The sequence below is a fragment of the Mycobacterium bourgelatii genome (assembly GCF_010723575.1).
Classification (GTDB): Bacteria; Actinomycetota; Actinomycetes; order Mycobacteriales; family Mycobacteriaceae; genus Mycobacterium; species Mycobacterium bourgelatii.
Window position 1 is genome coordinate 4737774 of the sequence record NZ_BLKZ01000001.1, and the last position, 14203, is coordinate 4751976.

The following is a 14203-nucleotide window of genomic DNA, read 5'->3' on the forward strand; positions in this document are numbered from 1 at the left end:
TAGGGCAAGAGCTGAGGCTGCCGTCAAGGCTGCCACTACCGAAGGGCCACAACATGCTTTCTGCCCGCATCGCCGCTGCCGTCATCGTTGGCGCCACCGCCATCGGGTTGGCTGTCGCCGCCGCAGGCACCGCAGGGGCGAACACCCCCGCCGACGAAACCTTTATCTCGCAGATGCAGGACGTCGGCGTCACGTTCTCGTCACCTCAATCGGCGATCCAGCAGGGACATCAGGTTTGCCAAGAGCTGGCCGAAGGCAGGTCGAGATATCAAATCGCCGAGGAGATCCTCAGCCAGACCGACCTGACCACCATCCAGGCAACCTCCTTCGTCGACAACGCGACCGACTCGTACTGCCCGGAATTCGCGGCCTTGACGGTCTGAGCTCACCCGTCCCGAACACGGCTCATAAGCTCAGTGTTCGGCTGCTGACCCTCGAGGCCCGGGATGCACGGGATGCAATCAGCGGCTGACCGCCCGCTGAAGGAGATGTCGATGAAGCCGCAGCCCCGTACCGTGTTCGCCGTCTTCGCTCTCGTAGTCGGCCTCGTCATGGCCGGCTGTGGCGGCAACGGGGAAACCGGCACCAACTCTCCCACCTCGAGTAGCAGCGCCGAGGCGACATCGCTGGTCAACCACGCCACCGAGGCCATGCGCAGGGTGACCGGTATGCACTTGGACCTGGCCGTGCAGGGAAACGTGCCGAATTTCCGGGTGACCAAGGTCGAGGGCGACATCTCCAACACCCCGCAGACCGTCGCCACCGGAGTCGCGACCGTGGTCCTGGGCGACAAGAGCGAAGTCGCGAAGTTCGTCTTCGTCGACGGCCACCTCTACTCCGACCTCGGGCAGCCGGGGTCCTATACCGATTTTGGCGGCGGCTCCTCCATCTACAACGTGTCGGTACTGCTTGACCCGGACAAGGGGTTGGCCAACCTGTTGGCGCACCTGAAGAACGCGTCGGTGGACGGCACCGAACAGGTGAACGGCGTCGCCACCACCAAGATCGCCGGGAAATCGTCCGCCGACGACGTCGCGACGCTCGCCGGAACGCGGTTGACCGACGAGGACATCACCACGGTGCCGACGACCGTCTGGATTGCCACGGACGGGTCGTCTCACCTCGTCCAACTCCAGATCGACCCGATACCCAACAGTTCGGTGACACTCACGATGTCCGAGTGGGGCAAGCAAGTCACCGCAACCAAGCCGGTCTAGCCGATGATCAACCATTCCGGGGTGCCACAGCGCTCATCGAAAGGACTATCCCCAATGACGACGATGATCATCCGTCGGGCACGGCGGGCGTCCACTCGCCTGGTTCAGTCAGCCCGCCTGGCCTTCATCACTGCCGTCGCTGCCGTCACCGCAACTACCGTCACACCGGCGCCGGCCGCCCAAGCGGCCGATTCACATGGCGCAATCGCCTATTCCGGCGACGGTTCCTGGGGTCGATCCAAGGGCTACCCCACCAAGGCTGCCGCTGAGGCCACCGCCGTGAAGTCCTGCGGCCACTCGGACTGCAAAGTGGTGGTCAGTTTCACCGCGTGCGGCGCGGTCGCCAAGAACGATCGGGAGACCAAGGGTGCCGAGGGACCCGACCTGAGCTCGGCCATGAAGGCCGCGTTGTCCAAGGTCCCCGGCGGTTACATCGACGTCTGGGAATGCAACTAGCCGCAGCCACCCCGGCTCGATCTACGTCAGGCCCGCCGGCAAGTGGCTACCTAGCTCGGGTTTGGGCACCGCCACCGATGACGAGCTAACCCTGTTGGCGCACTAGGGATTTGACGCTGCGAACAAGGACGACGCCGCCACCGGCCTGGACCTAACGCCAACCGCACGCCGGCGGGCAGCCGCCTGCGCTTCACGTGCCCGTCAGATCACTCCAAGAATTCATCCAGATAACAAAAAGACCTCCATCGGAACCTTTTCTCAACGCCCCGGAGGCCCACCGCCCCAAGCAGAACCAGAAAAGGACCACCCCGATGAAACTCAACTTCCTCGCCGTCGCCAAGACCGCAGTCTTCGCCACCGTCGCCGGCGCGCTGACCCTCGGCCTCGCCGGACCGGCCGCAGCATCGTCGGGCACCATGTACGGCGACCCGACGGCGCTCGCGAAATACTGGGCGCACCAGAAATACGACGACTGCGCGCTCATGTCGAGCGCCGACGTCGTCGGTCAGATCACCGGCAAGATGCCGTCCGAGCGAGCCATCATCAAGGTCGCGCAGAACACCCCCAGCACCAGCCACCCCGGCTCCGTCTACGTCAAGCCCGCCAACAAGAGCAACCCGAACTCGGGCATGGGAACCGACCCCGACGACCTGCCAACCTTGCTGGCGCACTACGGAATTCACGCCGTGAACACCGACACCGACCACGAAGGACAGAGCGGCGTCACGACCGGCCTAGAGGCACTCGAGCGGTACCTGGGCGCCGGCCGCGGAGTGATCGTCGCCGTCAATGCCGAGATGATCTGGGGTCAGCCCATCGAGAACAAGGGCAACGACGGAACGGTGTACGCCGACCACGCCGTCGTCGTCACCGGTGTCGACACCGCCAACAACATCGTGCACCTCAACGACAGCGGCACGCCCAAGGGCAAAGACGAGCAGATTCCGCTGGACCTGTTCGTCCAGGCGTGGGCCACCAGCCACAACTTCATGACCGTCACGAAGGAATCGCGCAAGGCGTGAGGCACGCCAATCCGATGGGCGCCCATGGGCGTCCATCGGCGGGCAGCCACCTGGTGAATACACCGGGCCGGCTGCCCGCCTTCTGTTGGTCGGCCCGGGGGGCGCGCCTGATCACTCCAAGAATTCGTAGAGATAACGAAAAGGCAGCCGCCGCAACCTTTCCTCATGAGATTCATCATCGCCCGGGCCGCCAAGGCGGCGATCATGGCCATCGTCGCCGGTGCCATCGCGCTCGGCCTTGCCAGCCCGGCCGAAGCGTCGTCGGCGCGCACCATGCACGGCGATCCGGCCGCCGCCGCCAAGTACTGGCGGCTGCAGGCGTTCGATGACTGCGCGATCATGGCCGCTGCTGACGTCGTCGGCCAGATCACGGGCACGGAGCCTTCGGAGCGGGCCATCATCAAGGTGGCGCAGAACACCCCCAGCACCCGTCACCCCGGCTCGATCTACGTCATCCCGACCGACCCCACGGACGGGAACGGAACCAACCGGCTGGACCTGCCGACGCTGTTGGCGCACTACGGCGTCGATGCCAAGCTGACCGACGCGGACGCGGCGGCGGAAACCGGCATCGCTACGGGCATGGATGCGCTCGAGCAATATCTCGACGGCGGCCATGCGGTGATCATCAGCCTCAACGCCGAGATGATCTGGGGCCAGCCCGTCGAGGCCAAGGACCGTGACGGCAACCCTGTGTCGGACCACGCTGTGGTGGTAACCGGCGTCGACACGATCAGAAACATCGTGCACCTCAACGACAGCGGCACTCCCCAGGGCAAGGACGAGCAAATTCCGTTGCAGCTGTTCATGCAGGCGTGGGCGACCAGCGACTACTTTCTGCTCGTCACGACCGGAACCACCGCCGGCCACTGACGATGGATCGCCTATGTTTCTCAGTGCCAATGCAATTCGCTCGAGAGCCCGATGATCCCTTTGGCGAGGCGAATATTTCGGCCGGTTGCTGCAGCTAATGGCCCAGGCGGCGAAGTGTGGCGAGTATCAACACGTCGACGTGCCAGGGGCTTCGGTTGTTACCGGATGCGCAAAGTTAGTACCACAATGGCAGGGATTGATATTGATATAAGCACCGTGGCAGACGAGACCACGGCGGACCGGAATGGCTGGTAGCGCGATGGAGGACAAGCGTCTCGAATTCGGTCTACTCGGACCGTTGGAGATGAGGATCGACGGCAACCTCGTGCCGTTGGGCACCCCCAAACAGCGGGCGGTGTTGGCCATGCTGGTCATCAACCGCAACCGACCGGTCGGAGTCGAAGGCCTGATCACGGCCCTGTGGGAAGAGTGGCCCCCGTCGGGAGCCCGGGCGAGCATTCACTCGTACGTGTCCAACCTGCGCAAGCTGCTCAGCGGGGCGGGAATCGACCCGCGCGTGGTCCTGGCCGCGGCACCGCCGGGGTATCGGCTGAGCATTCCCGACGACACGTGCGACCTCGGCCGGTTCATCGCCGAGAAGAACGCCGGTGTCCACGCGGCGGCGGCGGGCCGGTTCGAACAGGCCAGCAAGCACCTTTCGGCCGCATTGAAGGAATGGCGCGGGCCGGTGCTCGACGACCTGCGCGACTTTCAGTTCGTCGAATCCTTTGCCACGGCCCTTGTCGAGGACAAGATTCTGGCGCACACCGCAAAGGCGGAAGCCGAAATCGCTTGCGGGCGGGCTTCCTCGGTGATCACCGAACTCGAGGCGTTGACCATCGAGCACCCCTACCGGGAACCGTTGTGGGCGCAGCTGATCACCGCGTACTACCTCACCGACCGCCAGTCGGACGCATTGAACGCCTACCGGCGGGTCAAGACCACCCTCGCCGACGACCTGGGCATCGATCCCGGCCCCACCTTGCGCGCCCTCAACGAGCGCATCCTGCGCCAGGAACCGCTGGACGCCAAGAAATCCGCCAAGACCACCGCCGCCGGCACCGTCACCGTGCTCGATCAGCGGACCATGGCCTCGAGTCAAAAGGTCGCCGCCTACCTGCACGACGTAGCAACCGGTCAGGACTATCCGCTGCTGTCCGCGGCGACCCGAATCGGGCGCCTCAGCGACAACGACATCGTCCTGGAAAGCGCGAACGTCAGCCGCCACCACGCGGTGATCGTCGACACCGGGACCAACTACATCATCAATGACCTCCGGTCATCGAACGGTGTGCATGTGCAGCACCAACGGATCCGCTCTGCGGCGACGTTGGTCGATGGCGACCATATCCGCATCTGCGACCACGAATTCATTTTTCAGATCAACGCGGATGCGCACCGTTAGCCATTTGCCGCAAGGGAATTCGACCCACCCGCCCGACGACGTAGGGCACCCCGACCGACATGCCTCCCTAACGCTGCCAGAAGTGGCAATTTTCGAGCACCCGGGTTGTGCGCCGGGCTAGCGGGGGTCCCTTGTCGCGATTACCGTCATGGTTGCTGGGGTCGGTGATTGCGCTCGATGCGATCCCCGGGGGCTGTTGATAGTGTCTGCGGAATCCGGGTTGGTGGAGGAGGATCAGCGATGAGCGAGGAAGGCTCGCGGGTCGGAACGGACTTCGGCCCGTACCGCCTCAAACGGTTGTTGGGCCGCGGCGGCATGGGCGAAGTCTACGAAGCTGACCACACGATCAAAGAATGGACGGTCGCGGTCAAGGTGATGACCGCGGAGTTCAGCAAAGACCCGGTGTTCCGCGAGCGGATGAAGCGCGAAGCCCGTATCGCGGGCAAACTCCAAGAGCCCCATGTGGTGCCGATCCACGACTACGGCGAGATCGACGGCCAGATGTATCTGGAGATGCGCCTGGTCGAAGGCACCGACCTGGACAGCCTGCTCAAGCGCTACGGCCCGCTGACCCCGCCGCGCGCGGTGGCCATCATCAGCCAGATCGCCTCGGCCCTCGATGCCGCCCACGCCGCCGGGGTGATGCACCGCGACGTCAAGCCCCCCAACATCCTGGTCACCCGCGACGACTTCGCCTACCTGGTCGACTTCGGCATCGCCAGCGCCACCACCGACGAGAAGCTGACCCAGCTGGGCACCGCGGTGGGCACCTGGAAATACATGGCGCCCGAACGGTTTTCGAACGACGAGGTCACCTACCGCGCCGACATCTACTCGCTGGCCTGCGTGCTGTACGAGGCGCTGACCGGAAGCCCGCCGTATCGCACGGACAGCGCGAGCATGGTGGTGACCGCGCATTTGATGGACCCGATCCCCCAGCCCAGCCTCGCTCGCGCGGGCATTCCCAAAGCCTTCGACGCGGTGGTCGCGCGCGGCATGGCGAAGAAACCCGAGGACCGCTACGCCAGCTGCGGAGATCTCGCGCGGGCCGCGCGCGAAGCGCTCAGCACTCCCGACAGAGATCACGCTGAAGATATTCTGCGGCGCAGTTTTGAGACGACGCTGCCCGGAACCGCCGTCACGGCCCAAGCGGGCGGCCGCCCCACCTTTACCCCCGCGCCGGGGGCCCCGCCGAGTCAGCAAGCGCCCCAGTATGCCGACGCGCACTCCTCCGGCCCGATACCGCCGCCGGCGCCAGCCGGCCAGCCCACGTGGGGAGCCGGCAGCGGCCCCATCCCGTCCCAGAACCAACCCGGCCAGGCTCCGCCGTACTACCAGGGCGGCGCTTGGGGTGCCACGCCACCGGGCGGCCCCACACCGCCCCAACAACCGGGTGGACCGCCGGCCTGGAATCAGCCCGTGCCGTCAGGTGGCCGCAGCCCCTGGCCGATCATCGCCGGCGCGGCGGCGCTGGTGTTCATTCTCATCCTGGCCGGCATTGGCATCTGGGTCTTCACCAGGGACGACGGCAGCAAGGAAGCGCACGGCAACGACGTCACGTCGACCGCGCCGACGACCGGTGGCGTGACAAGTACCCGCACCGCCCCGAGTTCGCCAACCACGACCGCCGGCGGCGACGCGCAGAGCAGGTTGCAGAGCGCGCTACCGACCGGCTACTCCACCGGCGCATGCAAGCCGTACACACCGGATCCGGACACCATTTGGGCTAGCGCGGTGACCATGGTCCAGTGCGACCAGAACACCAAGCCCGGCGGCCCGAGCCGTGCGCTGTACGGGCTTTTCGCGGATCTCGCTGCGCTGAAGGAGGCCTTCGACTCCGACATCAGCGCGGTGGACTTGCTGAACTGCCCCGGGGAAGGCCCCTCGCCGTTGACGTGGCACTACGAGAAGACGCCGAACGTGACCGCCGGCCAGATCGCGTGTGGCACGTATAAAAACCACCCGAATGTCATCTGGAGTAACGAGGCAAAACTGGTGCTCAGTGACGTGTTCGGGGACCCGGCCACGCTCGAAGACCTGCACACCTGGTGGGCCCAGTACGGCTGACCGGCGGCCGTCACCCTTCAAAAGCCAGGTTGCGCAACCACTTTGGTGTCAGGCGTAGCCTTCGCGCGCGGCGGGAGACGGGAACTCGTTCTGCGCCAGTGCAATAGCTGACGGTCGCGTCACACACAGCACTCCGGCGCTCTGCCGAAACCACGGATGCCTAAGCGATACAACGGCATTGGCTGTAGGACGGGCGACAACCGCAGTGCGGCGCCGACCGACCGCTTGCCGCGCCGCCCGCTGGGACCGCGCGGCGGCCGGTGGGACGCCAGATTGTTGATAGTCTCGGCGACATCTGGGTCGGCTTTTGGAGGGTCAGCGATGGGCGAGGCGCCGGGGGTGCGCAGCGGGTCGATGTTCGGCCCGTACCGCCTCAAGCGGCGACTGGGCCATGGCGGCATGGGCGAGGTTTACGAGGCCGAGCACACCGTCAAGGAGTGGACGGTCGCGGTCAAGCTGATGTCCGAAGCCTTCAGCCAGGATCCGGTGTTCCGCGAGCGGATGAAACGCGAAGCACGCATCGCCGGCCGGCTGCAGGAACCTCACGTGGTGCCCATCCACGACTACGGCGAGATCGACGGGCAGATGTTCCTGGAGATGCGGCTGATCCTGGGAACGGACCTCGACAAGCTGCTCAAACGCAGCGGCCCGATGCCGCCGCCCCGCGCGGTCGCCATCCTCACCCAAATCGCCTCGGCGCTCGACGCCGCCCACGCCGCCGGGGTCATGCATCGTGACGTCAAACCGCCCAACATCCTGGTCACCCGAGACGACTTCGCCTATCTCGTCGACTTCGGCATCGCCAGCGCCACCACCGACGAGAAGATCACGCAACTGGGCACCGCGGTGGGGACCTGGAAATACATGGCCCCGGAACGGTTTACCAAAGACGAGGTCACCTATACCGCCGACGTCTACTCCCTGGCCTGCGTGCTGTACGAGTGCGTGACCGGGGGTCCGCCGTACCAATCGGACAACCATGCCGTTTTGGTCAGCTCGCACATGATCGACCCGATTCCGCGGCCCAGCGCGAAGAACCGGGCCGTCCCCAGAGCGCTAGACGACGTCGTCGCCCGTGGCATGGCGAAGAAACCCGAAGACCGCTACCCGACCGCCGGCGACCTGATGCGAGCCGCACACGACGCGCTCAGCGCACCGGATCAAAACCAAGCGGCAACCATCCTGCGCCGCAGCCAGGAAGCCGCGCTACCCAAGGGGTTGGCCGACCCGCCGACCGTCCAACAACGTCGCGGTCCTAGTTCCGGTCCGCCAGGCGCCGGGGCGACCACCCCGGTATCACCCCCCACGAAGCCGGTCGCTCCGCCCACTGCTTCGGCGTGGGAACCCGGCACCCGTCCCGTGCCTACCGAGCGACAACCTGCCACGCCCCCGAATACACCCCCGCCGAGTCACTCGACACCCCCGCGGCCAACGCCGTATCCGAATCCGCCGCAGCGCCCGAGCCCGCCGCCGCCCCCCAGCCCGATGCCCCCGCCCGTCTGGGACAGCGGGCGCGTGCCGATGAGTCCCCCGCCGCAACCTTTTGCCAACGTTCCGGCCGGGGGCCCAGCCTGGACCAACCCGAACCCGCCCGCCCCGGTCGCCCCCGAGAAGACCCGCAACCCCTGGGCAATTGTCGCCGGCGCGGCCGCCGCCGTCCTCGTGCTCATCATTGCCGCCATCGGCATCTGGGCGGTCAGCCAAGGCGAGGACGAACCGAGCCCGACCAATGCAAACGGGCCCAGCTCTACTACCACTACGACCACAACGACGACGACGACGAGGACGACGACCACGACGACCTCGTCCTTGTCCGCTGCTGAGGCTCGACTGATGAGGCTGCTGCCCGCGGGCTACCCGTCCAGCGCATGCACACCGGATGAATCACCGATGCCGGGGGCGATCGCGTCGGTGAAATGCACCCGAAACACCGATGCCAATGGCCCGACGGTCTCCGCCTACGGCTTGTACTCCGATGCGGCCGGAGTCAAGAAAGCGTTTGCGAATTTCACCACCACCTTCAATATCCAGGAATGTCCCGGCGGGAAGGCATCACCGGGCAACTGGTGGCACACCGCGGACCCGAACACCATCCTGGGCCAGATCGCCTGCGGTATGTACAAGGGCAGCGAGCCCCAGGTGATGTGGAGCAACGAGCAAACCTTCGTCTTTGGCCTGATCGCCGGCGAGCCGCAGGGGGGACCTGACCTCGACGGGCTCTACCAGTGGTGGGCCAAGCACTCGTGACCACTCGACGGCTCGCTTGCTGAGAAATTGGTTCGAGCAAAACTAAGCTGTCGCACCGGAGGCTGAGCATGGCAGACGAAACCGAAACGGTCACGACGGGTCCGCCCCGGCTGGAGGTGCGCGCGGCCGGCCGCACCTGGCACGCCACGGCGAACCGGGTCTGGACCCTCGGTCGCGCCGGCGAGGCCGACATTCGCCTGGACAACCCTCGGGTGTCGCGAGACCACGCGGTGTTGGAGGCGACGCCCGCAGGCTGGGTGCTGACCAACCGCAGCAGCAACGGGATGTACGTCAACGGACAGCGAACCGAGCGCCTGACCGTGAGCCGACCCGTCACCGTGCTGCTCGGCTCGGCATCCTCGGGCCAACCGGTGGAGTTGCATCCGGCCGGCAGCGGTCCCGCGCGGGCCACTACCGGCGACGTGACCGCGTCCGGAAACCCACAGGCACCGCCCGCCGAGACCACCGGCATCCGTTCTCCCACAGCGGTCCACGCCATCGACCAGGTGACCGTCACCATCGGTCGCGCACCGGACAACGCGATCGTGCTCAACGACTTGCTGGTTTCGCGATACCACGCCGCATTGCGCCGCACCGGCGACCGCTGGGAGCTGATCGACAAGAACAGTTCCAACGGCACCTACGTCAATGGCAACCGGATCACCCGCGCCTTCATCGGGCCCGACGACATGGTTGGGATCGGCCACCAGTTGCTGCGTCTGTCCGGCGACAGACTGGTGGAATACGTCGACACCGGTGACGTGTCCTACGAGGCGACCGATCTACACGTGGAAACCGACAAGGGCCGCGTCCTGCTGGCCGACATCGATTTCGCTCTGCCGCAACGCAGTCTGCTCGCGGTGGTGGGTCCGAGCGGGTCCGGCAAATCGACGCTGCTCGGCGCTCTGACCGGTTTCAAACCCGCAACGAGCGGCACCGTCCGCTACGACGGCCGCGACCTCTACGACAACTACGACGAGCTGCGGCACCGCATCGGCTTCGTGCCGCAGGATGACATCCTGCATACCCAGCTGACGGTGCGAACGGCACTGAATTACGCTGCACAACTTCGTTTTCCGCAAGATGTCTCGGCCGCCGAACGTACCCAGCGCATCGAGGAAGTGCTGACCGAACTCGGGCTGGCCACTCAGGCCGATCAGCGTATCGACAGCCTGTCGGGGGGCCAACGCAAGCGCACCAGCGTCGCGCTGGAATTGCTGACCAAGCCCTCACTGCTGTTTCTCGACGAACCAACCTCCGGCCTCGATCCGGGCTATGAGAAGTCGGTCATGCAGACGCTGCGCTCGCTGGCCGACGACGGACGTTCGGTGGTGGTGGTGACCCACAACATCGCCCATCTGAACATGTGCGACCGGCTGCTGATCCTGGCCCCGGGCGGTCGGATGGCCTATTTCGGGCCGCCGCAACAAGCCTTGAGCTACTTCGGTTGCAGCGACTTCGCCGACCTTTTCATCCTGCTCGAACAGGACCGCGAAACCGACTGGAGCGGCCGGTTCAACACCTCGCCGTTGCGCGCGGCCTTCATTCCGGAACCGGGAGGCAAGAAGCTGCCCGGCGCGTTGCCCGCGAGTAAGGCCACGGGACAGCAGAGCGCGTTCGCCCAATTCGCGATCCTGTGCCGACGCTACTGGGCGGTCATCGCAGCGGACCGGCAATATGGGGTGTTCCTGTTGGCCCTGCCGCTCCTGCTGAGCCTGTTCGCTTATGCCGTCCCGGGAAGCGCCGGGCTGTCGCTGGCCAAGGCGATCTCGGAGAGGTCGACGCAGCCTTCCCAGTTGCTGGTGCTGTTGATCATCGGCGGCGCACTTATGGGCTGCGCCAGCTCAATTCGCGAAATCGTCAAGGAACGGGCGATCTATCAACGCGAACATGGCATCGGGTTGTCCGGCACGGCCTACCTGGGGTCGAAGTTGGTCGTCCTCGGCGTGCTGACCAGTCTGCAGGCGCTGATCCTCGGCGTCCTCGGCACGCTGTTCGTCCCGCCACCGGACTCTTCGGCATTGTGGCCTTCGTCCGGCGAGGAAATAGAGACGGTGCAGCAACGTCTGGGCTCTGCCGAGGTCGTGGTTGCCGTTATCGCTGTCACCGTGGTCTCGATGATCATCGGCCTGTTGATTTCGGCGATGATCGCCAACGCCGACCGCGGCATGCCGCTACTGGTCCTGGTGGTCTTCGCCGAATTGGTGCTGTGCGGCGGCATGTTCGCGGTACACGGCCGGTTCCCGTTGGAGCAACTGGCATGGCTGTCGCCGTCACGGTGGGCCTACGCCATGGGCGCCTCGACCGTCGGTGTGAATTTCCTCCACCCGGGCTCCGAAGACCCGTTGTGGGAGCACGGTCGCACCCATTGGTTGACGGCGTTCGGCATGTGCGTGGTGCAAGCGGTCGTGCTGGTTGCGCTGCTGGCCATCCGACTCAAACGCGTCGATGCCCAGCGCCGCGCCCGCAAGTAGTTTCGCAATTTAGTGTGATCCGCAGATGTTTGGAAATCCTGGACCAGCAGCGTCGTAGCAAATCTTGTAGACCTTATCCGGATGCTGTCGCGCTAGTCAGCCTTGGCATATCGTGTGCGTCACGTGTGCACTCTTCTAACTGCTGGTAGGAGGTTTGGTGAAGGGCGGGCCGTTCGGGCGGTACCGGTTGCAGGAATTGTTGGGCCACGGCGGGATGGGCGAAGTGTGGCGTGCCTATGACACGGCGACAAAGCGGGTCGTGGCTATCAAGGTATTGCCAGAGCATCTGGCGCGTGATGGCGAGTTCCAACGGCGGTTTCGTCGCGAAGCAGAAGCGGCCGCTCGGATAAGCAATCCGCATATTATTCCGATCCACGATTACGGCGAGATCAATGGTCGGCTCTACGTCAATATGCGGCTCATTGAAGGCCGCGATTTGGCGGAAGTGCTTCGCCGTGGCCCGCTGGAACCAGGGCGGGCAGTGCGGATTATCGAGCAGGTGGCAAGCGCGCTGCATGCCGCGCACAGGACCGGCCTGGTGCACCGTGATGTCAAGCCCTCAAACGTCTTAATCGACGAGGACGACTTCGCCTATCTGATCGACTTCGGGATTGCCCGTGCGCTCGATGAGACGCGGCTCACCAGCACGGGCGGCTTGGTTGGAACCATGCTTTACATGGCGCCCGAACGATTAGGCAAAGACCCTGCGGAGGACGCCCGAGCAGACATCTATGCATTGGCCTGTGTTTTGTATGAATGTCTCACTGGGGAACCGCCCTTTGACGCAGCCAATATGGCGGGGCTGGTACTTGCCCACGTCAATACTCCCCCACCTAGACCGTCCGTCGGCAGACCCGCGGTGCCTGCCGAGTTTGACCAGATCATTCGCAAAGGTATGGCCAAAGACCCGAACCAGCGCTACGTCACCACGATTGAATTGGCGCGCGCAGCCCACGACGCCGTGATTACGTTTGTCTCAGATCCCATGTCGGCGACAGAGATTGCGCCGCAGCGCAGCGCTGCCGGCGACTCGACATCACCCCCTGATCAAACACTCCCGGCCGAGAAGCCCCTGCCGCCGAGGGGAATCATGCCGACATCGGCACCCACGCTGCCCGCAACACCGTCGGTCCCACTTCCAAGCAACTCGTCCGTTCATGGGCCGACCCGACGTGACCCCAACGCCCTAACGCTGCCCGACTCCACGCGGCGCCCAGAAGCAGATGCCAGTTCACCGTTTACACGGTCGAGCACCCGCCGAAGAGCCGCCATTTTCACCGTCCTTACCTTTCTCGGAGTCGTCGCGGTGATATTCGTGAGTTCGGCTGTTGTAGGAAATCAGCGCGCGCCGGGACCCTCCCCCGGTGCAGACTTCGACGCCCCGGCGACGGTCAAGCAAGCCGCCGACGTGATGAGCAAAGTCACCGGCATGCACGTAAGCCTCACCGTCGAAGGAGCGGTGCCCAATCTGGCTGTGACCAAGCTCGACGGCGACGTGTCCAGCACCCCGCAAACGACCGCCACCGGCACCGCGACGCTGACCGTGGGTAGAAGCAACGTTGATTCGAAGTTCGTCTACGTGGACAACCACCTGTATTCGGACGTCGCCGATCCTGGCAAGCATTTCACCGATTACGGCATCGGTGCGTCGATCTGCGACGTTTCGACGCTCCTCGACCCGAATCGCGGCTTGGCGAATATCCTTGAGCACCTTCAGAATCCGGCGGTAGCCGGCAGTGAGGACATCAACGGAGTCGCGACCAACAAGATCACCGGCAAATCGAACAACGACGACGTCGCGACGCTGGCCGGATCGCGGCTCAACGCCGCGGATGCCCCTCCGACACCCACCAACGTCTGGATCGCGTCGGACGGGTCATACCAGCTGGTCAAAATCGAATTCACCCCCGTCCAAGACGGAACGATGACAATGACGATGTCCGAGTGGGGCAAAGAAGTCACCGCAAACAGACCGCCGTTTTGACCCGCAGTAGCCATGCCGTCTCTAGCTGGTAAACCTCAATTCATTGGGCTCGCTGGACCACTCGATGGGAAACGACAATGAGGCATGTGACCGCTTTTCAACCACTTGCCGCAGCCGTCGTGGCCAGCGTTGCAATGGTGGCGGCGATGATCCTCGCCCCGGTAGCAAGCGCCGACGAAGACTATTGGGGCGCCATCACTTACTCCCCTTCGAGCGATCAGTTCGGCCGGGTAAAGCACCTCTCCTCGAAAGCCGCCGCCGAGAGCGCGGCGCAGGCGGCGTGCGCCCAAAAGGACTGCAAGACGCTCGTCATCTTCAGGCAGTGCGGTGCGGTCGCCGAGAACAGCGCCGGCGACCTGGCCGGCGGCTACGGGGCCACCCTGGCCGCCGCACAGGCCGACGCACTGAAAACCCTTGGTACGTCTGGCTCTATTGCGACGTGGTTCTGCAACTGAGGT

General features: G+C 64.9%; 11 protein-coding genes. All 11 read left to right on the forward strand.

The genetic code is table 11. The annotated features are described in order from the left end of the window. The first annotated feature begins 53 nt into the window (after positions 1–53). The 11 genes from G6N68_RS20375 (at position 54) to G6N68_RS20425 (ending at position 14200) form a co-directional block, all read left to right on the forward strand. Positions 54–383, forward strand: coding sequence for a DUF732 domain-containing protein (locus G6N68_RS20375; protein ID WP_163716171.1), 330 nt, complete (start codon positions 54–56; stop codon positions 381–383). A 111-nt stretch (positions 384–494) separates the two neighbouring features. After that, complete coding sequence (locus G6N68_RS20380; RefSeq protein ID WP_163716174.1) at positions 495–1217, forward strand: LppX_LprAFG lipoprotein; 723 nt, start codon at positions 495–497, stop codon at positions 1215–1217. A gap of 54 nt (positions 1218–1271) precedes the next feature. Then, positions 1272–1673: a DUF4189 domain-containing protein gene (locus tag G6N68_RS20385; RefSeq protein WP_240355539.1), complete on the forward strand. Its 402-nt coding sequence runs from the start codon at positions 1272–1274 to the stop codon at positions 1671–1673. A 311-nt stretch (positions 1674–1984) separates the two neighbouring features. Next, positions 1985–2695, forward strand: coding sequence for a C39 family peptidase (locus G6N68_RS20390; protein ID WP_163716177.1), 711 nt, complete (start codon positions 1985–1987; stop codon positions 2693–2695). A 165-nt stretch (positions 2696–2860) separates the two neighbouring features. Then, positions 2861–3568, forward strand: coding sequence for a C39 family peptidase (locus tag G6N68_RS20395; RefSeq protein WP_163716180.1), 708 nt, complete (start codon positions 2861–2863; stop codon positions 3566–3568). A 244-nt stretch (positions 3569–3812) separates the two neighbouring features. Further along, entirely contained in the window at positions 3813–4973 is a 1161-nt protein-coding gene (gene embR, locus G6N68_RS20400; RefSeq protein ID WP_163716183.1) for an ATPase/transcriptional regulator EmbR, read from the forward strand. Between the two features lie 240 nt (positions 4974–5213). After that, positions 5214–7040 carry a serine/threonine-protein kinase gene (locus G6N68_RS20405; RefSeq protein WP_163716186.1) on the forward strand — a complete coding sequence of 609 codons (1827 nt, stop codon included), beginning with the start codon at positions 5214–5216 and terminating at the stop codon, positions 7038–7040. Positions 7041–7361: 321 nt separating this feature from the next. Further along, positions 7362–9287 carry a serine/threonine-protein kinase gene (locus G6N68_RS20410; RefSeq protein WP_163716189.1) on the forward strand — a complete coding sequence of 642 codons (1926 nt, stop codon included), beginning with the start codon at positions 7362–7364 and terminating at the stop codon, positions 9285–9287. A gap of 68 nt (positions 9288–9355) precedes the next feature. Next, a complete protein-coding gene (locus tag G6N68_RS20415; protein ID WP_163716192.1) occupies positions 9356–11761 on the forward strand; it encodes an FHA domain-containing protein in 2406 nt (801 codons plus the stop codon). Between the two features lie 157 nt (positions 11762–11918). Next, positions 11919–13745, forward strand: coding sequence for an LppX_LprAFG lipoprotein (locus G6N68_RS31000; RefSeq protein ID WP_163716195.1), 1827 nt, complete (start codon positions 11919–11921; stop codon positions 13743–13745). 86 nt (positions 13746–13831) lie between these two features. Next, entirely contained in the window at positions 13832–14200 is a 369-nt protein-coding gene (locus tag G6N68_RS20425; protein ID WP_163716198.1) for a DUF4189 domain-containing protein, read from the forward strand. The last annotated feature ends 3 nt before the right edge of the window (positions 14201–14203 follow it).